The organism is Salarchaeum japonicum (genome assembly GCF_020614395.1).
GTDB lineage: Archaea > Halobacteriota > Halobacteria > Halobacteriales > Halobacteriaceae > Salarchaeum > Salarchaeum japonicum.
Genome location: NZ_CP085324.1, coordinates 286,932 through 313,921 on the forward strand (window position 1 = coordinate 286,932; position 26,990 = coordinate 313,921).

General features: G+C 68.8%; 30 protein-coding genes and 1 tRNA gene. 19 read left to right on the plus strand and 12 right to left on the minus strand.

Annotation, left to right across the window (positions count from 1 at the left end; all coding sequences use genetic code 11):
* Positions 1-13 precede the first annotated feature (13 nt).
* Entirely contained in the window at positions 14-1,567 is a 1,554-nt protein-coding gene (locus LI334_RS01605) for a succinic semialdehyde dehydrogenase (RefSeq protein ID WP_227261424.1), read from the plus strand.
* Positions 1,564-2,625, plus strand: coding sequence for an SDR family oxidoreductase (locus tag LI334_RS01610; RefSeq protein WP_227261425.1), 1,062 nt, complete (start codon positions 1,564-1,566; stop codon positions 2,623-2,625). The genes LI334_RS01605 and LI334_RS01610 overlap by 4 nt, the downstream gene beginning before the upstream one ends.
* Here LI334_RS01610 and prf1 read toward each other — a convergent pair.
* Complete coding sequence (prf1, locus tag LI334_RS01615) at positions 2,622-3,878, minus strand: peptide chain release factor aRF-1 (RefSeq protein ID WP_227261426.1); 1,257 nt, start codon at positions 3,876-3,878, stop codon at positions 2,622-2,624. The genes LI334_RS01610 and prf1 overlap by 4 nt on opposite strands.
* A 336-nt stretch (positions 3,879-4,214) precedes the next feature.
* A complete protein-coding gene (argS, locus tag LI334_RS01620; RefSeq protein WP_227261427.1) occupies positions 4,215-5,966 on the minus strand; it encodes an arginine--tRNA ligase in 1,752 nt (583 codons plus the stop codon).
* A 90-nt stretch (positions 5,967-6,056) separates the two neighbouring features.
* On the opposite strand from argS, the gene LI334_RS01625 reads away from it, so the two are divergent.
* Positions 6,057-6,302, plus strand: a complete 246-nt coding sequence (locus tag LI334_RS01625) for a hypothetical protein (protein WP_227261428.1) — start codon at positions 6,057-6,059, stop codon at positions 6,300-6,302.
* On the opposite strand, the gene LI334_RS01630 is transcribed toward LI334_RS01625, so the two are convergent.
* Both LI334_RS01630 and LI334_RS01635 read right to left on the minus strand, forming a co-directional pair.
* Positions 6,299-7,207, minus strand: a complete 909-nt coding sequence (locus LI334_RS01630) for an ABC transporter substrate-binding protein (protein WP_227261429.1) — start codon at positions 7,205-7,207, stop codon at positions 6,299-6,301. The genes LI334_RS01625 and LI334_RS01630 overlap by 4 nt on opposite strands.
* Positions 7,208-7,244: 37 nt before the next feature.
* Positions 7,245-7,418 carry a hypothetical protein gene (locus LI334_RS01635; protein WP_227261430.1) on the minus strand — a complete coding sequence of 58 codons (174 nt, stop codon included), beginning with the start codon at positions 7,416-7,418 and terminating at the stop codon, positions 7,245-7,247.
* 110 nt (positions 7,419-7,528) lie between these two features.
* Here LI334_RS01635 and twy1 point away from each other — a divergent pair, with 110 nt between their 5' ends.
* From twy1 to LI334_RS01655, 4 genes are all read left to right on the plus strand, one after another.
* Positions 7,529-8,470 carry a 4-demethylwyosine synthase TYW1 gene (twy1, locus tag LI334_RS01640; protein ID WP_227261431.1) on the plus strand — a complete coding sequence of 314 codons (942 nt, stop codon included), beginning with the start codon at positions 7,529-7,531 and terminating at the stop codon, positions 8,468-8,470.
* A gap of 62 nt (positions 8,471-8,532) precedes the next feature.
* Positions 8,533-9,234, plus strand: coding sequence for a CTP-dependent riboflavin kinase (locus tag LI334_RS01645; RefSeq protein ID WP_227261432.1), 702 nt, complete (start codon positions 8,533-8,535; stop codon positions 9,232-9,234).
* Complete coding sequence (gene ribB / locus LI334_RS01650) at positions 9,234-9,887, plus strand: 3,4-dihydroxy-2-butanone-4-phosphate synthase (RefSeq protein ID WP_227261433.1); 654 nt, start codon at positions 9,234-9,236, stop codon at positions 9,885-9,887. Before LI334_RS01645 ends, ribB begins: the two co-directional genes overlap by 1 nt.
* A 70-nt stretch (positions 9,888-9,957) precedes the next feature.
* Positions 9,958-10,893 (plus strand): branched-chain amino acid transaminase, encoded by a 936-nt coding sequence (locus LI334_RS01655; protein WP_227261434.1) that lies wholly within the window; start codon positions 9,958-9,960, stop codon positions 10,891-10,893.
* On the opposite strand, the gene LI334_RS01660 is transcribed toward LI334_RS01655, so the two are convergent.
* Positions 10,890-11,471, minus strand: coding sequence for a DUF502 domain-containing protein (locus tag LI334_RS01660; RefSeq protein WP_227261435.1), 582 nt, complete (start codon positions 11,469-11,471; stop codon positions 10,890-10,892). The two genes, LI334_RS01655 and LI334_RS01660, sit on opposite strands and share 4 nt — an antisense overlap.
* 38 nt (positions 11,472-11,509) lie before the next feature.
* Complete coding sequence (locus LI334_RS01665) at positions 11,510-12,346, minus strand: proline dehydrogenase family protein (RefSeq protein WP_227261436.1); 837 nt, start codon at positions 12,344-12,346, stop codon at positions 11,510-11,512.
* Between the two features lie 83 nt (positions 12,347-12,429).
* Here LI334_RS01665 and LI334_RS01670 point away from each other — a divergent pair, with 83 nt between their 5' ends.
* The 5 genes from LI334_RS01670 (at position 12,430) to LI334_RS01690 (ending at position 16,177) form a co-directional block, all read left to right on the plus strand.
* Positions 12,430-12,975, plus strand: a complete 546-nt coding sequence (locus tag LI334_RS01670; protein ID WP_343750008.1) for a CDP-2,3-bis-(O-geranylgeranyl)-sn-glycerol synthase — start codon at positions 12,430-12,432, stop codon at positions 12,973-12,975.
* Positions 12,976-13,024: 49 nt separating this feature from the next.
* Positions 13,025-13,552, plus strand: coding sequence for an orotate phosphoribosyltransferase (gene pyrE / locus LI334_RS01675; RefSeq protein ID WP_227261438.1), 528 nt, complete (start codon positions 13,025-13,027; stop codon positions 13,550-13,552).
* Positions 13,553-13,624: 72 nt separating this feature from the next.
* A complete protein-coding gene (locus LI334_RS01680) occupies positions 13,625-14,341 on the plus strand; it encodes a phosphoribosyltransferase family protein (protein ID WP_227261439.1) in 717 nt (238 codons plus the stop codon).
* Positions 14,342-14,448: 107 nt separating this feature from the next.
* Complete coding sequence (locus tag LI334_RS01685) at positions 14,449-15,885, plus strand: NCS2 family permease (protein ID WP_227261440.1); 1,437 nt, start codon at positions 14,449-14,451, stop codon at positions 15,883-15,885.
* Between the two features lie 46 nt (positions 15,886-15,931).
* Positions 15,932-16,177: a glutathione S-transferase N-terminal domain-containing protein gene (locus tag LI334_RS01690; protein WP_227261441.1), complete on the plus strand. Its 246-nt coding sequence runs from the start codon at positions 15,932-15,934 to the stop codon at positions 16,175-16,177.
* Here LI334_RS01690 and LI334_RS01695 read toward each other — a convergent pair.
* On the minus strand, positions 16,174-17,133 hold the full coding sequence (locus tag LI334_RS01695) for a transcriptional regulator (RefSeq protein ID WP_227261442.1): 960 nt from the start codon (positions 17,131-17,133) through the stop codon (positions 16,174-16,176). The genes LI334_RS01690 and LI334_RS01695 overlap by 4 nt on opposite strands.
* Before the next feature lie 90 nt (positions 17,134-17,223).
* Between LI334_RS01695 and LI334_RS01700 the strand changes: the two genes are divergently transcribed.
* On the plus strand, positions 17,224-18,480 hold the full coding sequence (locus LI334_RS01700) for a tRNA(Ile)(2)-agmatinylcytidine synthase (protein WP_227261443.1): 1,257 nt from the start codon (positions 17,224-17,226) through the stop codon (positions 18,478-18,480).
* A 194-nt stretch (positions 18,481-18,674) separates the two neighbouring features.
* On the plus strand, positions 18,675-18,896 hold the full coding sequence (locus tag LI334_RS01705) for a DUF7511 domain-containing protein (protein ID WP_227261444.1): 222 nt from the start codon (positions 18,675-18,677) through the stop codon (positions 18,894-18,896).
* Here LI334_RS01705 and LI334_RS01710 read toward each other — a convergent pair whose 3' ends face one another.
* From LI334_RS01710 to LI334_RS01720, 3 genes are all read right to left on the minus strand, one after another.
* Complete coding sequence (locus tag LI334_RS01710; RefSeq protein WP_227261445.1) at positions 18,897-19,964, minus strand: pyridoxal-phosphate dependent enzyme; 1,068 nt, start codon at positions 19,962-19,964, stop codon at positions 18,897-18,899. It lies immediately after the preceding gene.
* Entirely contained in the window at positions 19,961-20,917 is a 957-nt protein-coding gene (locus LI334_RS01715; protein ID WP_227261446.1) for a succinylglutamate desuccinylase/aspartoacylase family protein, read from the minus strand. Before LI334_RS01715 ends, LI334_RS01710 begins: the two co-directional genes overlap by 4 nt.
* 65 nt (positions 20,918-20,982) lie before the next feature.
* Positions 20,983-22,173, minus strand: coding sequence for a potassium channel family protein (locus LI334_RS01720; protein ID WP_227261447.1), 1,191 nt, complete (start codon positions 22,171-22,173; stop codon positions 20,983-20,985).
* 87 nt (positions 22,174-22,260) lie between these two features.
* On the opposite strand from LI334_RS01720, the gene citZ reads away from it, so the two are divergent.
* Positions 22,261-23,412 carry a citrate synthase gene (gene citZ, locus LI334_RS01725; RefSeq protein ID WP_227261448.1) on the plus strand — a complete coding sequence of 384 codons (1,152 nt, stop codon included), beginning with the start codon at positions 22,261-22,263 and terminating at the stop codon, positions 23,410-23,412.
* 43 nt (positions 23,413-23,455) lie between these two features.
* Here citZ and LI334_RS01730 read toward each other — a convergent pair whose 3' ends face one another.
* A complete protein-coding gene (locus LI334_RS01730; RefSeq protein WP_227261449.1) occupies positions 23,456-23,659 on the minus strand; it encodes a hypothetical protein in 204 nt (67 codons plus the stop codon).
* 269 nt (positions 23,660-23,928) lie between these two features.
* Here LI334_RS01730 and ilvA point away from each other — a divergent pair, with 269 nt between their 5' ends.
* Entirely contained in the window at positions 23,929-25,140 is a 1,212-nt protein-coding gene (gene ilvA, locus LI334_RS01735) for a threonine ammonia-lyase (RefSeq protein ID WP_227261450.1), read from the plus strand.
* 1 nt (position 25,141) lies between these two features.
* On the opposite strand, the gene LI334_RS01740 is transcribed toward ilvA, so the two are convergent.
* Positions 25,142-26,089, minus strand: coding sequence for a hypothetical protein (locus tag LI334_RS01740; protein WP_227261451.1), 948 nt, complete (start codon positions 26,087-26,089; stop codon positions 25,142-25,144).
* Between the two features lie 80 nt (positions 26,090-26,169).
* Between LI334_RS01740 and LI334_RS01745 the strand changes: the two genes are divergently transcribed.
* The 3 genes from LI334_RS01745 to LI334_RS01755 all read left to right on the plus strand — a co-directional run bounded on the left by LI334_RS01745 (position 26,170) and on the right by LI334_RS01755 (position 26,847).
* Positions 26,170-26,550, plus strand: a complete 381-nt coding sequence (locus LI334_RS01745) for a Rid family detoxifying hydrolase (protein ID WP_227261452.1) — start codon at positions 26,170-26,172, stop codon at positions 26,548-26,550.
* Positions 26,551-26,736, plus strand: coding sequence for a hypothetical protein (locus LI334_RS01750; protein WP_227261453.1), 186 nt, complete (start codon positions 26,551-26,553; stop codon positions 26,734-26,736).
* 29 nt (positions 26,737-26,765) lie between these two features.
* Positions 26,766-26,847: transfer RNA gene (locus LI334_RS01755), tRNA-Ser, on the plus strand.
* Positions 26,848-26,990: the final 143 nt, after the last annotated feature.

Below are 26,990 nucleotides of genomic sequence, written 5' to 3' on the forward strand. Positions count from 1 at the left end.
ACGACTGACGGGTATGGATACCGCCTGGGCGAACCCCGACCGGCTGGCGGCGTTGCGCGAGGGCCTCACGCGAGTCGGCGACCGACCGACGTTTCCCGTGGAAGCGCCGTTCACGGGCGAGCGTATCGCGGACGTGCCCGCGTGCATCGCGGCGGACGTGGACGCGGCCGTCGCGCAGGCGCGGGAGGCGGGCACGGCGTGGGCCGCCCGTCCGGTGGCGGAGCGCGCGGACGTGCTCTCGGACTTCCACGATATCGTGCTCGACCGCCAGGACGACCTGCTGGACGTGATGCAGCTCGAAACCGGGAAGACGCGGCGGGACGCGTTCGAGGAGGTGTTGGACGTGGCGGCGACGGCCCAGCACTACGCGACACGCACCGACCTGCTCGCGTCTGAGCGCCGCGCGGGCGCGCTCCCCGGCCTCACGAAGACGGTCGTCCACCGCCACCCCGTCGGCGTCGTCGGCCTCATCACGCCCTGGAACTACCCGCTCACGCTCACCGTCTCGGACGCCCTCCCGGCACTCCTCGCGGGCAACGGCGTCGTCCTGAAGCCCGACGAGTCCACCACGCACACCGCGTTGCTCGCCCGCGACCTCCTCGAAGACGCCGGCCTCCCGCCCGGCCTCCTCCAGGTCGTCTCGGGAGACGGTGCCGACCTCGGCGAACCCCTGATTTCGCGCGTCGACCACATCGGATTCACGGGTTCGACGGCGGTCGGACGGGAGGTCGGCGCGCTCGCGGGCGAACACCTCACCGACGTGTCGCTCGAACTCGGCGGGAAGAACCCCCTGCTCGTGCTGGACGACGCCGACCCCGAGAAGGCGGCGGCGGGCGCGGTTCGAGCGTCGTTCGCGAACGCCGGTCAGCTCTGCATCTCCACGGAACGCCTCTACGTCCACGCCGACGCCTACGACGAGTTCGTGGACGCGTTCGTCCGCGAGACCCGGAACCTCGCGCTCGGCGCGGGGTTCGAGTACGGCCCCGAGATGGGGAGCCTGCAGTCCGAACAGCAACTGGAGAAGGTCGCGGCGCACGTCGAGGACGCCGTGGCGCGCGGCGCGACCGTGCTCGCCGGCGGCCGCGACCGCCCCGACCTCGGCCCCTACTTCTACGAACCCACGGTTCTGGAGGACGTGACCGCGGAGATGACGCTCTCCGGCGAGGAGACGTTCGGGCCCGTGGTCGCGCTCTACGAGGTCGATTCCGTCGAGGAGGCGGTCGAGCGCGCGAACGACTCCCCGTACGGGCTGAACGCGTCGGTCTGGACGACGGACACCGACCGCGGGGAGCGGGTGGCGGAGCGCATCGAGTGCGGAACGGTGAACGTGAACGAGGGGTACGCGGCCGCGTGGGCGTCCATCGACGCGCCGATGGGCGGGATGAAGGACTCCGGGGTCGGTCGCCGGCACGGCGACGAGGGCCTCCTGAAGTACACGGAGTCCCAGACGGTCGCGACCCAGCGCGGCGTCCGCATCGACCCCGGGCCGCTCCCGCAGTCCCTCTGGACGGCCGGTCTCACGCTCGGCCTGCGCGCGCTGAAGCGCGTCTCGGGGTGGGTGCGGTGAGCGTCTTCCTCACGGGCTTCCCGGGCTTCCTCGGGTCGGCGCTCGTCGAACGCCTCCGCGACCGCACTGACCGCATCGACTGCTTGATTCAGTCCCGGTACCGCGAACAGGCCGAAACGCGCGGCGAAGCCATCGCCGGCGACGACTGGCGGGAGACCATCGCACTCCACGAGGGCGACATCACGCAGTCCCACCTCGGCCTCGGCCCCGACACCTACGACCGCCTCCAGGCGGACGCCGACGAGGTGTTCCACCTCGCCGCCGTCTACGACCTCGCCGTCGAGCGCGAGGTCGGGATGGCAGTGAACGTCGAGGGCACGGAGCGCGTCCTCGACTTCGCCGCGGACGCCGACCTCCGCCGCCTCCAGTACGTGAGCACGTGCTACGTCTCCGGCCGCCACGACGGCGTGTTCCGCGAGACCGACCTCGACGTGGGCCAGTCCTTCAACAACCACTACGAGGAGACGAAGTTCCTCGCCGAACGCGCCGTCCAAGCGCGGATGGACGAGATTCCCACGACCGTCTATCGGCCCGCCATCGCCGTCGGCGACTCCGCGACGGGCGAGACCCAGAAGTACGACGGCCCCTACTTCGTCCTCCAGTGGCTCCTCCGCTGTCCCGGTATCGCGCCCGTCCCGTTCATGCCGGGGTCGCTCGACACCGAACTGAACGTCGTCCCCCGCGACTTCGTCGTGGACGCCATCGACGAACTCAGCCGACTGGAGCGCTCCTCGGGCACCGTCTACCAGCTCTGCGACCCGAACCCGCCGACGATTCCCGAACTCACCGCGTTACTCGCGGACGCCGCCGACACCCGCACGCTCCCCGTCCCGAGCACGCGCGGCCTCACGAAACGCCTCCTCCGCACCCGCCTCGGCCGCGAAACCGGCATCCTCCCGGAGTCCGTGGACTACTTCACGCACCCGACGACGTACGTCTGCCCGAACACCCGCCGCGACCTCGAACACGCCGCGTGTCCGCCGTTCGAGAGCTACGTCGACACGCTCGTCGACTACGTCAGAGAACACCCGGAGATAGACTCGAACGCGATGGTTTAGATTCCGGTGTCGTACCGGAGGAGACCCGCGATACCGCCGAACGCCGTGAGGAGCTGTTCGCCCTTCTCGAAGTCCGTGCTGATGAAGTGCGTGTCCGTCCCGCGCTGGTCGGCGATCTCCATCAGGAAGTCGATGACGTCCTCGCGCTCGCCGTCGTCCGCCGCGACCGTCGCGTCGCAGTCCGTGCAGTCGTGACTCGGCGTGGACGCGCGCCGGTCGACGACCTCGTACTCCTCGTGGCCGTTCTCGCACTCGTAGACGACCACGTCCTTCCGCAAGTCCTCGCTCAACAGGAGCCTATCCACGGACCCCATCACGAGGTTCTGGCGGGTCGGCTCGAACCCGTACGTGGCGAGGCCGCCGCCCTGGAGTTCCGAGAAGAACTCGTTCATGTCGTCCTTGTCCTGCATCAACTCCGCCTCGGAGAGCGCCTCCGACCCCGCGTCCACGAGGTCGCTCAGCCCGGACTCGTCCGTGTACGAGACGTCGAACTTCCCGAGCACCTTGTCCTGGAGTTCGTGGTGGAGGTAGTCGCCGTCGAGGAACTCGTCCTTCGTCGGACTCGGGCCGCCCACCAGAATCCCGTCGAGTTCGTGGCGCTTCGCGACGAACAGGTCGTTCGCCATCCCCGCGACCTCTTGGTAGAAGTTGTCGATAGCCTCCAACCGCAGTCGCGCGAACCGCTGCGCTGACTGTCCACCTTTCCGCTGCTTCCCGGGGACGAGCGAACTCGCGGACTTCACGGGCTCCACGCGCTTGCCCTTCAGCCACCCGACGTTCGCCTCCCGCCGGTCGAGCACGATGAGACCGTACAGGCCCTTGTCCGCTAGCATGTGCTCCAGCGGCTCCGTCAGGAACTCGCTGTCGCAGTGGTAGCGGAACGACTCCACCGGCTGCGGCGGATTCTCCAGCACCTCCGTCACCATCTTCGTCTGCCCGCCGCCCGAATCCACCGCGCCCGAGAACAACACCATCCCGTTCTCCGGCGGGAACGTATCGTAGTACCGCAAGCGGTCTTTGATAGACGTCAGGGCGTCCTGCACGTTCGTCCGCGTCTGCTTCGACTTGATGTTCGACGCCTCCGAGTGCTCCTGCGTGACGTGCGCCACCACGTCAGAAATCTGGCGATCCGGCGGAATGTAGATAGTGACGAGCTGCGTCCCCGAACCGGAGTACTCCTTCAGCTCCTCGATGAGCTTCCGGAACTCGTACTTCTTCCGGTCTTCGGACTGCTCCTCCTGCTGTTCACTCATTACGCCGAACTAGCCCGCGAAACGGTAAGTAACCTTTGACACTCCCAGCACGCCCACACGCGGCCGCTGCGCACCCGACACACACCCCGCGCCGGCCACTCCTCCGCGTCCGCTCACGGGTCACTCGCGTTCCCCGCTCGCTCGTTCAGCGGACACGGAGTGTCCGCTCACGCCTCACTTCGTTCAGCGTTCGCTCGTTCGGGCAACTCTCCGAGTCGCCCTGCTCGCGGGTCGTTCCTCTCCGCTCGCTACTTCCGGGAAATCGAAGATTTCCCGTCCTACTCACGGGTCGTTCCTCCCCGCTCGCTCGTTCGGGCAACTCTCCGAGTTGCCCTGCTACATCGACTCGGGCGCTTCCACACCCAGGAGGCCGAGGCCGGTGTCGAGGGCTTCGCGGGCGGCGTTGACGACTGCGAGCCGCGCGTCCCGCACGTCGTCGTCCACGTCGTCGGCGAGGACGGGGCACTCGCGGTAGAACGTGTTGAAGTCGTCGGCGAGGTCGCGGACGTAGGTCGCTATCTGGTGGGGTTCGAGTTCGTCCGCGCTGCGTTCGACGACGACGGGGAGGCGGGCGACGGACCGCACGAGCTGGATTTCGGCGTCCTCGGTGAGGAGGCCGGCGTCGATGTCGTCGGGGACGGTCTGGCCGTCGAGAATCCCGCAACTGCGGGCGTGGGCGTACTGGACGTAGGGCGCGCTCTGCCCCTCGAAGTCGAGGGCGTCGTCCCAGTCGAACGTGATCGACTTCTGCGGCTGTTTCGCGACGATGTCGTAGCGCACCGCGCCGATACCGACCTGGCGGCTGATGCGTTCGATGTCGTCCTCGGTGAGGTCGTCCTCGCGGATGCGGTCGTCGAGGCGTTTTTCCACCTCGTCGCGGGCGCGCGAGACGGCTTCGTCCAGGAGGTCGTCCATGTCCACGCCGGTGCCGGCGCGCGTGCTCATCGACTCGCCGCCCGGGAGGTTCACCCAGCCGTAGAACAACTCCTGGAGCTGGTCGGTGTCGTTCCCGAGGATGTCGAGCGCGGCGCGGAGCTTGTTCGCGTGGAGCTCCTGGTCTTCGCCGAGCACGGTGACCGCGCGGTCGAACTTCTCGAACTTCCACTCGTGGTGCGCCAAGTCCCGGGTCGTGTAGAGGGTCGTGCCGTCCGAGCGCAGGAAGACGAACGACTGCTCGATGTCCCAGTCGTCGAGGTCGAGTTGCCACGCGCCCTCCTCCTTGTACGCGTACTCGGCGTCCTTCAGGCGTTCCGTGACCTCGTGGGTGGACTCGTCCTGGAGGAATCGAGTCTCCTTCACGAACTCGTCGAACTCCGCGGGCAACCGCGAGAGCGTGTCCGTCATCCCCTCCAAGACCTGGTCGACGACCTCGCTCACGCGCTCGTACGTCTCCTCGTCGCCGCTGTCGAGGCCTTCGATGATGTCCGCGATTTCGTCCTCGGCGGCCGCGACCTCGTCCTCGTCGCCGTTTTCGAGGAAGGCGTTCCCCTTCCGGTAGTACCGGACGAGGTCGTAGTCGGGTTTCTCGCGCTCGGGACTGGGGAGGTCGGACTCGTCGAACGTCTCGTACGCCCACGTGAACACGGCCATCTGGCGGCCGGCGTCGTTCACGTAGTACTCGCGGGTCACGTCGTTGCCGGCGTAGTCGAGCACGCGCGCCGTCGCGTCCCCGATGATGGGGTTGCGGGCGCGCCCGACGTGCACGGGTCCGGTCGGGTTCGCGCTCGTGTGCTCCACGACCACGTCGTCGCCGGTGTCGGGGAGGCGGCCGAACTCCGCGGACTGGGTCGCGGCGAGCGTGTCCGCGTCGTACTGCCGGGTGACCTCGAAGTTCACGTACGGCCCCTGGGCGGTCGCGTCCCCGAGGTAGTCGTAGCCGTCCGTGTCGAGTTCCGCGACGATGTCGGCGGCGACGCTGGCGGGCGCGGCCCCCACTTCGCTGGCGAGGCGGAACGCGACGCTCGATGCGAGCACGGCGGGCACGTCCTCGGGGGGTTCTTCGAGGCCGAGGTCGTCGGTCGGGAGGTCGAGGGTCGAGAGCGCCCCGGTGAGGGCGTCTTCGACCTCCGCGCGAAACGCTAGGAACATACGGATTCGTGGGGTGTCGCCGCCTAAAGGCGTTGTGAGTTACGCGGGCCACCACGCATAACAGGCGTCCGCCGGTAGGCCGTGGATGCCATGTCCGACGACACGACTGCCGACGTGACCGACCGCGAACCGGACGTCGAGGACGACGACGGACACGGCGTCACCGTCGACGGCGGCGGTGACGCGGGCGCGTCAGCACCCGAAGCCACCGAGGACGTGGCCGCCGACCGCCCCGAGGACGCGGAACTCGGGGCGCGAGACGACGTGCGGGAGAACGAGGCCGCGGACGCCGAGAACCCGGACAACCACCGGGACGGCGAGCCGTTCGAGTCCTAGGCGACCCGTCGCGCCACCCGCCGCGCGTCCGCTTTCTCCGGCGTCTCGAACGCCTCCGGATGCAGGCACCACGCGAGCAGTTCGAGCGTGTCCACCAGCCGCGGCCCCGGCCGATTGACGTAGTGGTGGCCGTCCACCGCGAACACCCGGCCTGACTCGACCGCGGCGAGGTCGCGCCAGCCCTCGCGCTCGCGGAGTTCGTCGAGGTTGTCGAGCGTCTGTTCCATTCCGAACCCGCAGGGCGCGGCGACGAACACCTCCGGGTCGAACGCGACGACGTCCGCCCAGTCCTCGTACTCGCTGTACGCGCCCGGCGCGGCGAGTCCGTACTCGCCGCCCGCCGTCTCCACGAGTTCGGGCACCCAGTGGCCCGCTATCATCGGCGGACTCATCCAGTCGCACACGAGCGTCCGCGGGCGCTCGCCGTCCGGCACGCGCTCCGCCACCGCCCGCACGCGCGCTCGGAGGCGTTCGACCAGTTCGGCCGCGCGCTCGTCCCGGCCGACCGCCGCGCCGATGCGTTCGATGTCGCCGAACACGTCGTCGAGGTGGTGGGGGTCGGTCGTCACCACCTCGCAGTCCAGTCCGAGGTCGCTGACGGCGTCCGCGACGAGGACTTCGTCCACCGCGCACACGTCGCAGACGCCCTGCGTCACCACCACGTCCGGGTCGATGGCTTCGAGCACGTCCCGCCGTATCTCGTACACGTCGCTCGCGCCCTCCAGCTGGTCGTTTATCTCCTCGCTGGACACGTCGGGGTCGATGAGGAGGCGGTTCGCCGCGGGTTTCTCCGCCGCGTCGGGCGGGTAGTCGCACTCGTGGGAGACCGCGGCGGGCTCGCAGGCGAGCGCGTACAGGATTTCGGTCGCGGAGGGGAGGAGGGAAACGACGACTGGGTCGCTCATACCGGGGGAGACGGACTGCGAGTCCTAAAGCGCTCGCCTACTCGCGGTCGAGGTAGCCGTTGATGGCGAGCGGAGCGAGGATGCCGACGCCGAACAGCACGGCGGCCGCCGCGAGGTCGGAGTTCGTGGACTCGGTGACGACGTACCAGCCCGTGAGCGCGACGACCGCACACGCCGTTATCACCTGGTTCTCGCGGGAGAATTCGACCATATCGTCCGGACGAACGCCCCGTAGAAGAGCGTTCCCCTCGGTTTCGCGCAGGGAAACCGCGGCGCGGGGAGCAACGACTACTTGACCCGGGAGCGTGTGCACTCCCGGTAATGAGCGAGTCGGACGGGCCGAAGCAGGTGTCCTCGCCGGAGTATCACAGCGAGAACCACACCGCGGCCCAGACCTGCGGCTGGACGGCGAACTCGCTGCGCGGCGAGGGCACGTGCTACAAGTACGCGTTCTACGGGATTCGCTCTCATCGCTGCATCCAGATGACGCCCGTCGTCCGGTGCAACGAGCGCTGCGTGTTCTGCTGGCGCGATCACGCCGGCCACACGTACGAACTGGACGGCGTGGAGTGGGACGACCCCGAGGCGGTCGTGGACGCCTCCATCCGTCTCCAGAAGAAACTCCTCTCCGGGTTCGGCGGGAACGACGACGTCCCCCGCGAGCGCTTCGAGGAGGCGATGGATCCCCAGCACGTCGCCATCAGTCTGGACGGCGAACCCACGCTCTACCCGCACCTCCCCGAACTCGTGGAGGCGTTCCACGACCGCGGGCTGACGACGTTCCTCGTGTCGAACGGCACGCGGCCGGACGTGCTCCGGGAGTGCGAGCCGACCCAGTTGTACGTCTCGGTGGACGCGCCGGAGCGCGCGACGTTCGAGGACGTGGTGGGCGCGATGGAGGCGGACGCGTGGGAGAAACTGGTCGAGACGCTGGACGTGCTGGCCGGGAAGGACTGCCGGACGACGCTGCGGACGACGCTCGTGAACGGCGAGAACATGCAGAACCCGGACTGGTACGCCGGCCTCTACGGGCGCGCCGACCCGGACTTCGTGGAGTTGAAGGCGTACATGCACGTCGGGCACTCGCGGGGCCGCCTCGACCGGTCGGCGATGCCGCGCCACGAGGACGTGCTCGACTTCGCGCGCGAGGTGCAGTCCCACCTGCCCGAGCACTCCGTGCTCAAAGACCAGGAGCAGTCGTCGGTGGCGTTGCTGGCGCGCGAGGAGGACACGTGGGTGGAGTCGCTGAAACACCCCTCGTAGGCCGTAGCAAAATTGAGAGGCTTCCCAAAACCATTATAGCCTGCGGCGGGTTAGTGAACTCCATGTCGAACACCACGCGGACGGCGGTCGGCTCCGACGAGCTGGCCGTCCTCAAACTCCTCGCCCTGGACGGCGCGCGCCGCGGCGAGGTGAAGGTGTCCTGCGCGAACCTCGCCGACCGGCTCGACGCCTCCAGCCAGACCGCGTCCCGCCGCCTCCAGTCCCTCGACGAGGGCGGTCTCGTCGACCGCGACCTCGTCAGCGACGGCCAGTGGGTGCAGGTCACCGCGGACGGCGAACGCCTCCTCGAAAGCGAGTACGAGGACTACCGCCGCATCTTCGAGGAGTCGAACGACCTCTCCCTCACCGGCACCGTCACCGGCGGGATGGGCGAGGGCCGCCACTACATCAGCCTCCCGGGCTACAAGCGCCAGTTCGCGGAGAAACTCGGCTACGAGCCGTTCCCGGGCACGCTCAACGTCTCGCTCTCCGCGCAGAGCCGCCGGGAACGCGCCGCGATGGAGGCGCTCGACGGCGTCCCCATCGACTCCTGGGAGGACGACGAGCGCACGTACGGGAGCGCGACCTGCTACCCGAGCGCGCTCGAAGCCGACTCCGGCACGTACGAACCCGTCCACGTCATCGTCCCCGACCGCACCCACCACGACGAAGACCAGCTCGAACTCATCGCGCCCGACCGACTCCGCGACGAACTCGGCCTCGACGACGGCGACGACGTGGTCGTGCACGTGGAGGGCGAGTGATGCCCGCGCTCGACACCTCCGTGGACGCCGCCATCGACGCGTTCCGCGACGGCCAGCCCGTCCTCGTCCACGACTTCGCCGACCGCGAGGGCGAAGTAGACCTCGTCTACCCCGCGACCGCCGTCACGCCCGCGGACGTGGCGCGGATGCGCACCGACGCAGGCGGCCTCATCTGCGTCGCGCTCTCCCACGAGGCCGCGGCCGCGTTCGACCTCCCCTTCCTCGTGGAGGAACTCGACCACCCCGCCGCGGACGGCGGCGACCTCGGATACGACTCCCGGTCGTCCTTCTCCCTGCCCGTGAACCACCGCGACACCTACACCGGCATCACGGACGACGACCGCGCGCGCACCATCACCGAACTCGGGCACGCCGCCGCCGACCCCGACGGCACGGACTTCGCCGCGGAGTTCCGCGCACCCGGCCACGTCCACGTCCTCCGCGCCGCGCCGTCGCTCGCCCACCGGACGGGCCACACCGAACTCGGCGTCGCGCTCGCCGCCGCCGCCGACCGCGAACCCGCCGCCGTCGTCTGCGAGATGCTGGACGCCGAAACCGGGGGCGCGCGCTCCGTCGCGGACGCTCGCGCGTACGCCGACCGCCACGACCTCGCCTTCGTGGAGGGCGCGGCGCTCGTGGACGAACTCGCCTGACCCCGCCGCTCGCGGCCGTCCGGGTGCCGAACTGACAACCTCTATTACGGGGGCTTTCGATTTCTCGGGTATGGCTGGCTTCGACGAGATGGAAGGCTCCGGTACCATCTGGATGAACGGCGAGTTCGTGGACTGGGACGACGCCCAGATTCACGTGCTCACGCACGGCCTCCACTACGGCACGGGCATCTTCGAGGGCGTTCGCGCCTACGACACCGACGAGGGCACGGCTATCTTCCGCTGGGAGGAACACCTCGACCGCTTCTTCGCGTCCGCGAAGCCCTACGACATGGACATCGACTTCACGCGCGAGGAACTCACCGAGGCGACGCTCGAACTCCTCGACCGCAACGACCTCGAATCCGCCTACATTCGGCCGCTCGCCTACTACGGCTACGATTCGCTGGGCGTCAGTCCGAAGGACTGCCCGACGGACGTGGCGCTCGCGGCGTGGCCGTGGGGCGCGTACCTCGGCGAGGACGCGCTCGAAAACGGCATCGAGGTCATGGTGTCCTCGTGGCGCAAGCACGCGTCCAGTCAGGTTCCGACGAACGCCAAGACCACGGGATTGTACGTGAACAGCCTGCTCGCGGGCGAGGAGGCGCGCCGGAACGGCTACGCGGAAGCCATCGTCCTGAACAAGGAGGGGAACGTCGCGGAAGGCCCCGGCGAGAACATCTTCCTGGTGCGGGACGGCGAGATTTTCACGCCCGGCCTCAGCGAGTCCATCCTCGACGGCATCACCCGGAACACCGTCATCGAACTCGCGGAGGAGCGCGGCTACGAGGTTCACGACAACGTCTCCATCTCGCGGGGCGAACTCAACACCGCCGACGAACTGTTCTTCACCGGGAGCGCCGCGGAAGTCACGCCCATCCGTCAGGTGGACAACGTCACCATCGGCGAGGGCACGCGCGGCCCCGTCACCGAAGAACTCCAGACCGCCTTCTTCGACCTCGTCGAACGGAAGACCGACGACCACGACGAGTGGTTCACGTACGTCTAATCGACTAGTTCTTCCACGTCGTCGTCGTGCGCTTCCCCGAACCCGGCGGAGAGCACGCGCGTCAGGGCGTCCTCGGTGGACTCGTCGAGTTCCTGGATGTCCTCGGGTTCCGCCTCGACGACGAACCCCGTGGTGATGTTGGGGCTGGTGGGGATGAAGACGATTTCGCGGCCGTCGTCGGTGCTCTTCCCGGTCTTGAACGCGGTCATGCGGAGGCCGTCCCAGGTCTCGACCTTCACGGGTTTCTGGAACTCGCCCGTGCCGCCGGAGAGCACGGTTTCGACGCCCATCTTGGAGGCGTTGTAGACGACGCGCAGGCCGGGGAGGCGGTTGATGGTGTCGTCGATGTAGCCCTCGGCGACGCTCCCGACCGCGGTTCGCATCAGGTAGCCAACGGCGAACACGAGGCCGACGAACACGACGACGGCGAGCGCGACCCGGAGCGCGGGCGGGTCGATAGCGCCGAGCAGGCCGAAGTTCGCTATCTGCGAGTAGATCCAGTACACCACGAACAGCGTCAGGAGAAGGGGGACCAGTACGACGAGGCCGCTCGCGGCGTCCCGTTTCCACGTTGCCATCGCCCGAACAAACAGGACGAGCGACTATCAGCCTTCTCCTACCGGCCCAGGACGGCGCGCAGCGCGAACAGGAGGTTCTCCTTGCGCTCCATCGCGCGCCGGTAGAAGTAGGAGAACCACTTCCCGCCGTACGGGACGTACTGGTAGACCTCGTAGTCGTCGGCGAGGTCGAACTGAGCGTCCTCCCGCACGCCCATCAGCATCTGGAGTTCGAACTCGGTGCCGTGCTCCTCGTGGAGGTCGGTCGCGTAGTCTATCATCGCGGGGTCGTGGCTGCCGACCGCGATACCGCCCTCGAAGTGCTCGAACATGTAGTCGAGGTACTCGCGGTACGCCTCGTTCACGCGCTCTTTTTTCTTGTACGCGAGTTCTCGGGGTTCGTCGTACGCGCCCTTCACGAGCCGCACCTTCCCCGGGAGCGGCGCGAGGCGTTCGAGGTCGTCGCGCGTGCGCTTGAGGTTCGCCTGCACGCAGACGCCGACGCCGCCGTCGTACTCGGTCGCGAGGCGCTCGTAGGCGTCGAGCGTCACGTCCGTCGTCTCGTGGTCTTCCATGTCTATCCAGCAGAACACGCCGTGCTCGTCGGCCGCCGACGCGATGCGCTCGATGTTCTCCTCGAACACCGCGTCCTCGACGCCGAGACCGATTTGGGAGGGCTTCACGCTGATGCAGGCGTCCACGTCGCTGTGCGCGATGTCCGCCACGAGGTCGACGTAGGCGTCCGCGTCCGCGTCCGCCGGCCCGCGGTCGTGGTAGTGCTCGCCGAGCAGGTTCACGATGGCGTTCACGCCGCCGTCGTTCAGCTCCGCGACGTGGTCGAGGGCTTCCGCCGGCGTCTCACCCGCGACGAACCGGCTCGCGATGGGTGGAATCATACCCCAAGATTTGCCGGTGACCGGCTTAACTTCCCTGCTCTCGACCCCGGCCGTTTATGGCTCGCGCGCGCCGAGACTGGCGTGTGAGTCTCTACGCGACGGTCGTGACCGCGATGTGGGTGATGCTGCCCGCGTACGTCCCGAACAACGCCGCCGTGCTCGCGGGCGGCGGCGCGCCCATCGACGGCGGCCGCACCCTGAACGGGAAACGCGTCCTCGGCGACGGAAAGACGTACCGCGGCACCCTGTTCGGCGTCCTCGCCGGGTTCGCCGTCGCCGCCGCGCTCGACGTCCTCCAGCTCGACGCTACCGGCCTCCTCGGCGTCTCCGTCCCCTGGTTCCCCTTCGAAGCCATGGTCGCGCTCCCCGCGGGCGCGATGCTCGGCGACATCCTCGCCTCGTTCGTCAAGCGCCGCACCGGCCGCGAACGCGGCGCGTCCTTCCCCCTCCTCGACCAGCTCGACTTCGTCGTCGTCGCCCTCGCCCTCACCGCCCTCGTCGACCCCGCGTGGTTCGGCCGCTACTTCACGCTCGACGTGCTCCTCGCCATCCTCGTCCTCACCCCCCTCCTCCACCTCGCCACCAACGGCATCGCCTACCAGCTCGGATTGAAGGACGAACCCTGGTAGTGCGGGCAACGCGAACCGTTTTTCACCCGTCCTCTCGACGTTCTCCGTAATGGCGAACGACGACCTCATTCGGGCGTTGCGGGACGCCGACTCGGTGCAGTTCGGGGAGTTCGAGCTGTCGCACGGCGGCACCTCGGAGTACTACGTGGACAAGTACCTGTTCGAGACCGACCCGGGGTGTCTGCGGCTCATCGCGCGGGAGTTCGCGAGCCTCGTCGAGGACGAGAAACTGGGCGGGGTCGCGCTCGGCGGCGTGCCGCTGGCGGCGGTGACGAGCGTGGAGACGGACAACCCGTACGTCATCGCGCGCAAGCAGGCGAAGGAGTACGGCACCGGGAACCGCATCGAGGGCCGGCTCTCGGAGGGCGAGGAGGTCGTGATTGTGGAGGACATCGCGACGACGGGGCAGTCGGCGCTCGACGCCGCCCAGGCCCTCCGCGAGGCGGGTGCGGAAGTGAACCGCGTGCTGGTCGTCGTCGACCGCGAGGAGGGCGGGAGCGAACTGCTCGCGGAGCACGACCTCGAACTCGAAGCGCTGGTGACGGCCGAGGAACTGCTCGCCGACGCCGACCGGTAAGCGCGCGGACGTGCCGCTTTCTCCCCTGAACGAATCCGAGTTATTCATACTTGTGGAATCGTGAATAGGGGTATGAATCGCGCCGAGAAGGCGACCCTCCAGTTGCAGGCGGTATCGGTTCTCCGAACGCTGAAGGAGACGCGGACGTACGACGAACTCGCGGCGGAAACTGACCTCCCGGCCGGCGACCTGAACCGGTACGTGAACGGCCACGTCCTCCCGAGCGCCGACCGCGCCCGCGAGGTCGTCGAGGGCGTCGGGACGGAGACGCTCCGCGACGAACTCGAAGCCCGGGTCTCCGTGGACGACGAGGGCTACGTGGACAACTCCGGCGTCGTGTTCGACCAGTCCTTCCTCGACCTCGTCGCGCCGGTCGCGGCGGAGTCCTACGACTTCGGCCAGCCGGACGTGGTGCTCACCGCGGCGACGGACGGCATCACGCTCGCGGCGGCGCTCGCCTCGTACTTCGACGCGCGGTGTGCGTACGCGAAGAAGTCGAAGGAGACGGCGGTGGACGAGTTCATCGAGGCCCGCCAGCGCCTCGACTCCGGCATCGAACTCACGTACTACCTCCCGGAGTCCGCGCTCTCCGCGGGCGAGTCGGTGCTGGTCGTGGACGACCTCATCCGGTCCGGCGAGACGCAGGAACTCCTCCTCGACATCGCGACGACGGCGGACGCGGACGTTGCGGGCGTGTTCACGCTCATCGCGGTCGGCGACGAGGGTGTCGGGCGCGCCCGCGAGCGCACCGACGCGCCGGTCGGCACCCTCGCCGAGTTCGAGAAGTAGGCACGAACGTGCTTCTTCTGGGGTAGTATGAGTCAATTATTGCACGACTAGCACAACTGTGTGGTAACGTTTAAGTAAAGTCTGTCGTGTACGCTCGAACGTGCATCATGGGACTCGCTGATACCCTCGCCGACTACTTCGGGTTCGACGAACACGACACCGACCTCAGGACAGAGACCGTCGCGGGAATCACCACGTTCCTCGCGATGAGCTACATCATCGTCGTCAACCCCGCCACGCTCGCCAAACAGGGCGACGAGTTCGGCGGGTTCGTCGTCGAGGGCTACACGTACGCCGAGACGGTGCAGATGCTCGCCGTCGTCACCATCCTCGCGTCCGCCGCGGCGATTCTGGTGATGGCGTTCTACGCCAACCGGCCGTTCGGCCTGGCACCCGGCCTCGGCCTGAACGCCTTCTTCGCGTTCACCGTCGTCGGCGCGCTCGGCGTCCCCTGGCAGACCGCGCTCGCCGCCGTCGTCGTTGAGGGCGTGCTCTTCATCGTCCTCACCGCAATCGGCGCGCGCGAGTACGTCATCAAACTGTTCCCCGAACCCGTGAAGTTCGCCGTCGGCACCGGTATCGGGCTGTTCCTCGCGCTCATCGGCTTCCAGGCGATGGGCGTCGTCGTCACCGACACCGCGACCGCCGTCTCCCTCGGCAACCTCGCGCAGAACCCCGTCGCCATCCTCGCCATCGTCGGCCTGTTCTTCACGCTCGCGCTCTACGCCCGCGGCGTCACCGGAAGCATCATCATCGGCATCCTCGGCACCACCGTCGCCGGCGTCGCGCTCACCCTCGCCGGCTACGGCGGCGGCAACCTCGCCGCGGACTTCGTCACCACCTCCGGCTTCCAGTGGAGCGAACTCCCCGACGCCCAGTACGACATCACGCCGCTCGCCGGCGCGTTCATCGAGGGCTTCCAGAACGTCGAAGCCCTGAGCTTCGCGCTCATCGTCTTCACGTTCTTCTTCGTGGACTTCTTCGACACCGCGGGAACGCTCGTCGGCGTCGGCCAGGCGGGCGGATTCCTCGACGAGGACGGCGACCTCCCCGACGCCGACAAACCCCTGATGGCGGACGCCATCGGCACGACCGTCGGCGGGATGCTCGGCACGTCCACCGTCACCGCCTACATCGAATCCGCCGCCGGCGTCGAGGAAGGCGGCCGCACCGGCATGACCGCGCTCGTCATCGCCATCCTCTTCCTCGTCTCTCTCGTCTTCGTCCCGCTCGCCGCCGCCATCCCCCAGTACGCGAGCCACATCGCGCTCGTCGTCATCGGCGTCATCATGCTCGGGAACGTCACCGGCATCGACTGGAACGACCTCACGTACGCCATCCCCGCCGGCCTCACCATCCTCGTCATGCCGTTCACCTACTCTATCGCGTACGGCATCGCCGCCGGCATCGTCTCCTACCCCATCGTCAAGACCGCCGTCGGCGAGTACGACGAGGTCAGCGTCGGGCAGTGGCTGCTCGCCGCCGCCTTCGTCGTCTACTTCTTCGTCCGCACCAGCGGAATCCTCCAGAGCACCGTCGCGTAACGCCCCTACCCCACCGCTCTTTGTTCTCCGCGCTCTCCGTCCGGGTATGAGCACGCTCACGCTCTACAACCTCCCCGGCTGCCCGTACTGCGCGAAAGTCAAGGACACGCTCGCGGAGCTCGACCTCGACTACGAGCAGATCGACGTGCCGCGCGCGCACTCCGAACGCACCGAGGTCGAGGAGGTCAGCGGCCAGACCGGCGTCCCCGTTCTCGTCGACCCCGAGCACGGCGTCGAGGGAATGCCGGAGTCCGACGACATCGTCGAGTACCTCGAAGAACAGTACGCTTAGGCTTCGCTCGGCTCGCCGCGCTCCTTGAGGAGGTCGCGGAACTCCTCGGGGTCGTCCATGTCCTCGACCTCGCTGCGCTCGATGATGGCGGTGCCGTCGATGGACGTCTGCTTGGACTTATCCACGAAGTAGACGGAGCGGGTGTGGGTGACGCGGCCGACGCTCGCCATGATTCGCGCGCGCTTCACCGCCGCCTCCGTCAGGTCTGAGTTCCCGGTGAGGAGGCTGGGTTCGCGCTCGTCCTCGCTCACGGCCTTGAACGGCGCGCGCGTCGTCGGGTGCACGTCGAACCCGACGCGGGTGAGCACGGTGAGCACGGGCTGGTCGGCGGGGTCGACGTCCGGGTCTTCCGGGGTTGGGTCGGCGTCCCGCACGTCCTCCGCGCCGTCCATCACGTTCACGGGACTCGTGAGCGAATCCCCGAACAGCTCTTCGAGCTGGACGGCCACGTCGATGCTCGCGTTCATGCCGTCCTCGTACTTCGAGACGGTGCGCCGGGAGACGCCGAGCTCCTGGGCGAGCTGGCCGAGGCTCAAGCCCTGTTCTTCGCGTTCGTCCGCGAGCACGTCGCCGTCGATGTTCACGTAGAGACCGCCGGGCGCGGCGTAGATGAGCGGCGGGACGCCGTCGAGGAAGTAGTCGAGCGCGGTGTCCGGGCTGATGGCGGGGACGCCGTGCCGGAAGTAGACCACGCCGTGCTCCAACTCCTCGTCGCGACTGCGCAGGCCGATGACGAGCGGGGTGGCGTTCAGGTAGTGGCCGAGCCGCCGCATCTCCGCCCCGGTGGGTGCGTCGAACGCGTCGATGTTCGCGAGTATCTTGAGCAACACGACGTCCTCGCCGCGGCGCGCGGCGACGTCGAAGCTCTTCGGTCGGATGGTGGCGCGGTCGCTCACCGAAAACCCGGCGTCCGCGAGCATCGCGGTGACGTTCTCGATGAGAGCCGACCGTGACATAACCGGAGATAAGCCGCTAGGCGCATATATGCGTTGTGCCGGCGGGAGAGCGTCCGAAAGCTGTTAATCCGCCGCGAGAGAACGGTGCGTGTGACTATCGTCGGCCTGGACGACACGGACTCCCGGGAGCGCGGGATGTGCACGACGTACGCCGCCCACGCGGTCGCGGAACGCCTCGACTCCGCCGGCCACGGCGTCGAACGCGTCCTGCTCGTCCGCCTGAACCCCGCCGCGCCGCACAAGACGCGGGGGAACGCCGCGCTCGCGATTCATACGGACGCCGACCCCGACTCGGCGTTCGACGCCGCCAGCGCCGTGGTGAGCGACGCGGCCGCGGTCGAGGACTCGAACACTCAGCCCGGCGTCGTGGTCGCGCCCGACGACGGCGCGGGCGCGAGCGAGTTCGCGTGGACGGCCGTCCGCGACCTCCTCGACCTCGACGACGCGCTCGCGCTCGCCGACGACCTGGACTATCGCCACGAGGGCTGGCGGGGCGGCCGCGGCCGCATCGGCGCGCTCGCCGCCGTCGGCGCGTGGACTGCCTTCTCGGACTGGACGTACGAACGCATCTCGTACCGCGAGCACGAGCGCCGCGGCACTCCCCGCGAGTTCTCCCACGAGTCCGTGTTCGCCGCCGCCGACGAGGGCTACCCCGACGTCTGGGACACGGTCGATAGGGGCGAGGGCGAGGCCGTTTGCGTGCCGCACACGCCCGGCCCCGTCCTCCACGGGATTCGCGGCGACAGTCCGGACGCCGTCCGCGCGGTCGCCGACGCCATCGAGTCCGAACCCGTGTACGCCGCGCGCACGTTCGTCACGAACCAGGGAACCGACGCCCACCTCCGGGACGCCGCGCTCACCGAAGTCGCAGACGGCGGCGCGTACCGCGTCGCGGGCACCGTCGCGTCGGAACCCGAGACCCGGCGGGGCGGCCACGTCTTTCTCACGCTCGAAGCCGACGGCGACACCCTGGATTGTGCGGCGTTCGAGCCGACGAAGCGCTTCCGCGACCGGGTGCGCGCGCTCCGGCCCGGCGACCGCGTGCTGGCGTGCGGCGAGGTGAGCGAGGGAACGCTCAAACTCGAAAAGCTCCGCGTGGACGCGCTCGCGTCCGTCGAGCACGTGACGCCGACGTGTCCCGACTGCGGGACTCGCATGGAGTCCGCGGGCCGCGACCAGGGGTACCGGTGTCGGGACTGCGACACCGCCGCGCCGGGGAAGGTCGAGCAACCGCTCCGCCGCGACCTCTCGCCCGGGTGGTACGAGGTGCCGCCGTGCGCGCGCCGCCACGTCTCCAAGCCGCTCGTCCGCGGCGGGTTCGACGCGCCGACCCATCTGGAGGGATAGACGCGATGTTGACGAACATCGAGTCCACTCCGGAGCGGTTTCGACATATATGTCCTCGGGCCGACTTCGGACGGGGTTTGTATGCTTTCGATTTTAATTTCGGGACGAAATAGGTGGGTGTAAATACCGGGGGTGCGTAGTATGGGATAGCCGATGCGCGATTCGACTGTCGCACACACGGCGGAGGTGGCCGCATGAGCGGCACCGACGCCCACGACGCTGCGACGTGCGCCGAGCGCGGCGAACTACCCCGCGCGAGCCAGCGCTGGCCGCGATTCCAGCTCGACTGTCGCGTCGAGTCCTATCCGGGCGGCGACGAGTGCACGGTGTACCCCGCCGACGCCCCCGAGGATGACGTGACGACGTGGCTCACCGCGAAAGGAGAGGCGTTCGTCTCGCTCGCAGACTGCCGCTAACTACGTTTTCAGTCCGCTCCCCGTGAGCGGCACCACCACGTCCTCGCCGTCCCTGATTTCGCCGCGTTCGCGGTACGCGCGGAGGCCGGCGGGCGCGACGGCGCTCGTCGGCTCGCAGTAGAACCCGCGGTCGTGCAGGCGCTCCAGTTCGTCGCGGGTGGTGTCGGCGTCGAGCGCGATGGCGTCGCCGCCCGTGGCGTCGATGGCGTCGAGAATCTGGTCGGCGCGCGCGGGGTCGGCTATCTGGATGCCGTCCGCCACGTCGTTCTCCCCGTCGCCGTCCGCGTGCAGGCGGTTCGCGATGGGAGCGACGCCCGCCGCCTGGACGCCGTACAGCCGCGGAATCGAGTCCGTCCAGCCGGCGTCGCGGAGCCGCCTGAACCCGCGGTACGCGCCGAGGAAGAGCGTGCCGTGGCCGAGCGGGAGCACGACGGCGTCCGGCACGTCCATGTCGCGCTGGACGGCGAGTTCGTACGCGAACGTCTCCGTGCCCGCGTAGAACGCGGGGTTCCAGGCGTGACTCGCGTACCAGCCGTCGCCCGCCGCCACCGCCTCGACGCACGCCTCCGTCACGTCGCCCCGCGTCCCCTCGATTCTGACCGGCGTCGCGCCCGCGGCCTCGATGGCGCGGAGTTTCGAGGGTTTCGCGTCCGCCGGCACGTAGATGTCCGCGTCGATGCCGGCGCGCGCGGCGTACTGCGCGACGGCCGCGCCCGCGTTCCCCGAGGAGTCCTCCAGCACGCGCTCCACGCCGAGTTCGGCCGCGCGCGACAGCAGGACGGTCGCGCCGCGGTCCTTGTAACTCCCCGAGGGGAAGACGAAGTCGAGTTTGAACTCGGCGTCCCACGCGGGCGCGTCGGTCAGCGGCGTGAACCCCTCGCCGAGCGTCACCGCCGGGGTCGCGGGGAGGAAGTCAGCGAACGCCCACAGCCCCCGAGAGGCGTCCACGTCGCGGGGTTCGGGGAGCGCGCGCTCCGCGAAGTCGAGCGCGTGCCCGCACTCGCAGCGCCACGGCTCGTCGGGGCCCGCCGCGTACGTCGCGCCGCACGCGCCGCACTCCAGGGTCATGCGGTGTCGATGTTCGTGCCGACGGAGCAGACGTACTCGCCGGTCGCCACCTGGGGGAGTCGCCGCGACCGCCAGAAGACGCCGTCGCCGCGCGCCGCGACCTCCGCCTTCAGCGACCCGAACACGTCCGTCACGCGGAACAGCACGTCGCCCGCGGACACCTCGTCCCCGAGTTCGGCCTCGAAGTTCACGATACCGCCGGCGGGCGCGCCGTACCGGTCGAAGCGCTTCGCGCGCGTCTGCGACTCCGGCTCCGCGTCGCCCTCGACGAACCCGTAGTGTTCGAGGACGTTCCAGACGCCGCGGACGCCGTACTCGATGGACTCCTCGTCCCAGCCGACCGCGCCGCCGAGTTCGGGGTCGATGGTCGGGATGCCCTCGTCGGGCGCGGCGCGCGCGAGCTGGCCGTCCGGCCCCTTCTGGTCGAGGACGTGCCCGCAGTCGAACACCTTCGCGAGTTCGAGACACTCGTCGTGGAGGCGGTGGCGGCGGCCGCACCGCACCCGCACCTCGTTCAGCATCCGGCTCGTCGAGCCCTGGTGGAGGTCGAGCACGAGGTCGGCGCGCTGCGCGGCCTCGAACGTCGCGTGCGCGACGCGCTCCGACGAGGAGCCGTTCGCGTCCCCGGGGTACGCGCGGTTCATCTTCGTGTCGTCGATGGGGTTGCGGTGCTCCGCGACCTGGAACGCGTGCCAGTTCGTGATGCCGACGACGAGCACCGTCCCCGAGAGTTCCTGGGGGTCGAGCTGGGGGACGACGCGGTTCACGACGCCGACGCCGTTGAGTTCGTCGCCGTCGCTCGCCGCCTGCACGTACAGCGTCTCTCCCTCGTCAGCGCCGTTGATGACGGCGACGGGGAGTCCGATGGTGGTTCCGTCCCGCGTCTCGCCGACGTCGAGGCGGCCGAACCCGGCCTCCCCCGGCTCGGCGCTCGCGGAGCCCAGCGTGGTCATTACCTACAATCCGCCGCTGGAAGGTATTGATTGGTTCGGTCCCGGAGAATCCCCGGAGAGCGCGGTCACGCGGACGCGAGCGCGTCGAGGCGTTCCGCGCCGGCGCGGGTGCCCTTCGCGAGCAGTACGTCGCCCGCGCGGAGGTCGGTGTCGGGGCCGGGTTGCACCACCCACTCGTCGTCCGTGTCCGGCCGCCGCACCGCGATGACGCGCATCCCCGTCTCGGTCTTCACCGCGCGCTCGCCGAGCGTCGCGCCGTCGAGGGCGCTGTCCGCTTCGACCGTCTGCCGGACGATGACCTCGTCGGACTCCTCGACGGCCTCCTGCACGACGACGTGCGTGTCCAGTCCGCGGAGGACGCCCTCGCTGATTTCGAGCGCCGCGTCGCTGATGACCTCGGTCGCGGTCGCGAGGTGCATCAGGCCGCGCAACCGGACTGGGTCGGGGACGTCCGCCGCCGCGCGGAGCGTCCACGCCTCGAAGCGCGACTTCAGCGCGTCCACCTCGGCTTCGAGTTCCACGACCTCCTCGGCTATCTCCGCGGAGTCGAACAGCACGCTCCCGTACGCGAGGTCCACGGCGAGCTCGCTCATGTTCTTCATCAACACGAGCGAATCGACCGCGCGTTCGAGGTCCGTGATGTCCGGTTCCGCCGGCGCGGGCGGGGCGTACGGCTCGCCCGTCGCGGCCTCCACCACGTCCCCAATCGTCTCCTCGGGGCCGCGCAACAGGAGTACGTCGCCCGCCTCGAACGCCGTCTCCCGGTCGGGGTTGAGGAGCCAGTCGCCGCCGCGCCGCACGGCGATGACGCGCACGCCCGTCTCCGTTTCGAGGTTCACGTCGGCGAACGTCCGGCCCGCGTACGCGGAGTCCGCGGCGAGTTCCGCGCGCACCAGCGTCTCCACGGCCTCCGGGAGCGCCGCTCGAATCGCCTCCGGCAGGCCGATGTCTTCGAGGACGACCTTCGCGATGTCGCCGGCGGCGTCGCTCACCTTCTCCGCCGCGCCCGTGATGCCGAGTACGGGCGCGAGCGACTCCACCTCCTCGGGGTTGCGCGCCGCCAGCATCACGCTCATCCGCGCCCGCATCTGCAGGACGTCCATGCGCTCCTCCAGCGCGAGCACTTCCTGCGCCACGTCGTCGCTCCCGTGGAGCACCGCGGAGTACGAGAGGTCGATGAGGAGTTCCGCCGTGTCCTTCATCTCCGCGAGGAGGGCTTTCACGCTCGCCGGCTCGTACTCCACGCGGCCACTCATGCGTCCGGGTTCAGCGCCCGCGAACAAAAACCCTCGCGCGCTTCCTAATAGACAATCCTTTTGAAAGACCGCGAAGAACCCCTGGCTATGGCAGACGAACTTCACAAGGGGCTTGAAGGCGTGCTCGTCGCCGAGTCCTCGCTGAGTTACATCGACGGAGACGAGGGCAAACTCGTCTACCGTGGATACACCATCGAGGACCTCGCCGAGAACGCGAGCTACGAGGAAGTCCTCTACCTCCTCTGGCACGGCGAACTCCCCACCCGGGCGGAACTCGACGCGTTCGAGTCCGAGATGGCCGCAGAGCGCGACATCGACGACGCCGTCGTCGACCTCCTCCGCGACCTCGTGGACGCGGACGAGGATCCGATGAACGCGCTCCGCACCGCCGTCAGCCAGCTCTCCGCGTACGAACCCGAGGACGACGCCGACCCCGAAGACCTCGACGCGAGCCTCCGGAAGGGCCGCCGCATTACCGCGAAGATCCCCACGATTCTCGCGGCCTACGACCGCCTCCGCCGCGGCGAGGACGTCGTGGAACCCCGGGAAGACCTCGGGCACGCCGCGAACTTCCTCTACATGTTCACGGGCGAGGAACCCGACGACGTGGCCGCGGAGACGTTCGACATGGCGCTCACGCTCCACGCCGACCACGGCCTGAACGCCTCCACGTTCACGAGCATGGTCATCGCGTCCACGCTCGCGGACATGTACTCCTCCGTCACCGGCGGCATCGGCGCGCTCTCCGGCAGCCTCCACGGCGGCGCGAACCAGGACGTCATGGAACTCCTCGTGGAAGTCGAGGAGTCCGGCAAAGACCCCCTCCAGTGGGTGGACGACGCCATCGCTGACGGCCTCCGCGTCCCCGGCTGGGGCCACCGCGTCTACAACGTCAAAGACCCGCGCGCCGTCATCCTCGAACGCAAGTCGAAGGACCTCGGGAACGCGAGCGGCGAGAAGAAGTGGTACGACATCGCCCACGACATCGAACAGTACCTTATCGATGAGAAGAACTTCGACGAGAAGGGCCTCGCCCCGAACGTCGACTTCTACTCCGGCACCGTCTACTACCAGCTCGGCATCCCCCTCGACCTCTACACGCCCATCTTCGCGATGAGTCGCGTCGGTGGCTGGGTCGGTCACGTCCTCGAATACCAGGAGGACAACCGCCTCATCCGGCCGCGCGGCCGTTACATCGGCGACGAGTCCAACGACTGGACGCCCATCGACGAGCGGTAGACGCCGTTTCTTTTCGGGCGGTTTCGTTCGTTAGTGTGGTCGGTCAGTCGGTGGTGGCGCGTTCGTCCATCCTGTCGGCGGCGCGCGCGGCCCAGTCGCCGTCCCGGAACCCCCAGGCGGCGACGGGGCTGAACGTCGCGGTGACGACGATGTCCACCGCCCGCATCAGCGTGCGGAGCGTCTGCTCGCTCATCACCGGCCACGCGAGCGAGAGGACGCGCGTCCAGACCGCGCGGTGAGAGCGCACCACGTCCAGCGACAGGGCCGAGCGTGTTCACCGTACCGGAACCGACAGCCCGACCCCGGTGAAACTGAACGCGACCGGAGAAACGCTCGAAAACGACACACTGGGGGTTCAAGGGGCGGATTCCGTTCTCTATGAGAACGCCGCCCGGTTTCACTTTCACTCCGCTTCCCGCGGGTTTATGATTCGAGCGCTCGTCGGGTCGAGTGGAGTCACACGCTCCCCCTCTGCGACATCGCTATTCTTACTGTAGCCCCTGCTCTCTCCCCGGTATGCTCGAACTCGCGGACGTCCTCGAAGCCGAGGACCGCGTGAGCGACGTCGCCCGCCACACGCCGCTCGACTACTCGCACACGTTCTCGGACATCACCGGCGCGGAAGTCCACCTGAAACTGGAGTGCTTCCAGCGCACCGGGTCGTTCAAGATTCGGGGCGCGGCGAACCGCATCCGCACGCTCTCCGACGAGGAGGCGGCCGCGGGCGTCGTCACCGCCAGCGCGGGCAACCACGCGCAGGGCGTCGCGCTCGCCGCCAGCCGGTCGGGCGTGGACGCGAAGGTCGTGATGCCCGAGACCGCGCCCATCTCGAAAATCAAGGCGACGCGGAGTTACGGCGCGGAGGTCGTCCTGCACGGCGTGGACTACGACGCCGCCCAGGAGCGCGCGCACGAACTCGAACGCGAGGAGGGCCGGACGTACGTCCACGCGTTCGACGACGAGACGGTGATGGCGGGCCAGGGCACCATCGGCCTCGAAATCCTCGACCACCTCCCCGAGGTCGAGACCGTCGTCGTCCCCATCGGCGGCGGCGGCCTCATCTCCGGCATCGCCACCGCCATCAAGGCCCGCAGCCCCGACACGCGCGTCGTCGGCGTGCAGGCCGACGGCGCGTCCACCGTCGCGCAGTCCCTCCGGAAGGGAAGTCCGGAGGCCATCGACGCCGTGGACACCATCGCGGACGGCATCGCCGTGCGGCGGGTCGGCGAGCAGACGTTCCCCGTCATCCGCGAGCGCGTGGACGACGTGGTCACCGTCACGGACGACGAAATCGCGAGCGCCGTCACGATGCTCCTCGAACGCGGGAAGACGCTCGTCGAGGGCGCGGGCGCGGTGCCGCTCGCCGCGCTCCTCGAAGGCAAGTTCGTCTACGAGAAGGACGAGGTCATCGTCCCCGCGCTCTGCGGCGGGAACATCGACCTCAACCTCCTCACCACCGTCATCACGCGCGGCCTCGTCGCCAGCGGCCGCTACATCAAGATTCGCACCGTCCTCAAGGACCGGCCCGGCGCGCTCGACGACCTCATCGAGGTGCTCAGCGACGCCCGCGCGAACATCTACGCCATCCAGCACGACCGAACCAACCGCGACATCGCGATGAACGCCGCCGAGGTCGAACTCGACCTCGAAACCCGGGGCGAAGACCACGTCGAGGACCTCCTCGACAGCCTCCGCGAACGCGGCTACGACGTGGAAGTCCTCGTCTAAGCTATCGCGCGATGCCGTACGTCACGGTGAGGAATTTCTGACCCAACAGCCACATCTCGTGGGTCGCCACCACCGCCCCGTCGCCGGGCGCGTCCGGCGCGTCCGACGCGTCCGCGGGCCACACCGTGAACGTCTGCTCCATCGGCAGCCAGAACCCCGCGCCGTCCCGCACCCAGTAGAGGCCGGGGTCGCCGGGCGCGCGCGTCGTCAACCGCACGCCGTCCCCGCGCGCGCTGTCCGTCGCGACCGATTCGAGGTGGAGTACCGTCGAGAGATTTCCGCCCGGTAGGGGGGCGGCGATGTTCACGAAGCGTTCCGGGGTTTGTGAGCCAGCAGGCCGGTGGTCTGCGTTGTTCACGAAGCGTTCCGGGGTTTGTGAGCCAGCAGGCCGGTGGTCTGCGTTGTTCACGAACCGCTCGTTTTGCGCGTCGTGGTGGGCGTAGAGCGCGACGAACACTGCCTCGCCGGTGTCGGGGTCGGTGCGTATCCACGCTCGCGCGCCGGGCCGCGGGTCGGCGTCGGGGTCAATGGGGACGAAGCGGCTCTCCAGTGTTCGCGTCCCGTCGTCGCCGGGTGCGGGGAGGTTCAGTTGCTGGAGGTGGGTCGTGAGAGGGGCGGCGAGGCGCGCGCCGGTGCGGAACGGGCGGTGCCAGCGGGTTCGATAGGCCATCTCGTAGTCGCTCGTCGCCTCGTAGAACGCGCGGATGTCGGGGGCGACGCGGTCGGTGTCGAAGTCGGGGCGCGCGAACGCGTCGAAGTTGTCCATCTCGCCCGTCGGGGTCGGCGCGGCCTCGTCCGAGAGTCCTGTGCGCTCGGGGAAGTCCGCGCCGATGCGACGACCGCCGTTCACGGGGCTGAACGGAATCCCGCGCGCACGCTCGCGCGACCCCGCGAGACCGGCGAGTCCCGCGAGCGCCGCCGCGACGCCGCCCGCCCGCAGTCTGTTCATACGTCCGGTTGGGGTCGGGCCGCCATCAGCGCGACGGCTAGTCGCGGGGAGTTAAGTCCTCCCGCGGTCTCCCCTCGGGTATGAAGCGAACGATCTCCACCGGTGACGCGCCCGAGGCCGTCGGCGCGTACAGCCAGGCGACGACGAACGGCGACCTCGTGTTCACCGCCGGCCAGATTCCGATGACGCCGGACGGCGACCTGCTCGACGACGAACCCATCGCCACCCAGACCCGGCAGAGCCTCGAAAACGTGAAAGCCATCCTCGAAGAGGAAGGCCTCACCACCCAGGACGTGCTGAAGACGACGGTGTTCCTCGCGGACATCGACGACTTCGACGAGATGAACGAGACGTACGAGGAGTACTTCCAGGACAACCCGCCCGCGCGGAGCGCCGTGCAGGCGGGCGCGCTCCCGAAGGGCGTCGGCGTCGAAATCGAAGCCATCGCCACCCGCGACTAGATGAACCGCGACGCCGCCGTCTGGGGGCTCGTCGGCGCGCTCACCTTCCTCGTCCTCGCGCAGGGCTACCGCCTCGCCACCGGCGACGGCCCGGGCTTCCCCGTCCTCCTCGCCGTCGCCCTCGCCGTCTTCCTTGCCACCACGCTCACCGTCCCCGTCGTCGCCGCCCGAATGAGAAGGGTTTAAACGCCGGAGTCGGCTACGAAGTGGTGTAAGCCGGGATGGCCGAATGGCAAAGCGCACGCCTGGAAAGCGTGTCCCCTTACGGGGTTCTGGGTTCAAATCCCAGTCCCGGCGTTTTCTACTGAGACCGAGACGCCCAGTCTCGGCTGGGCGTCTCCGGTCGAGGATGCGGTAGCCCGGTCGGGATTTGAGCCAGTCAGGCGACCGTAGGGAGTCTGACGCTGTTCAAATCCCAGTCCCGGCGCTTCTCTCCACGA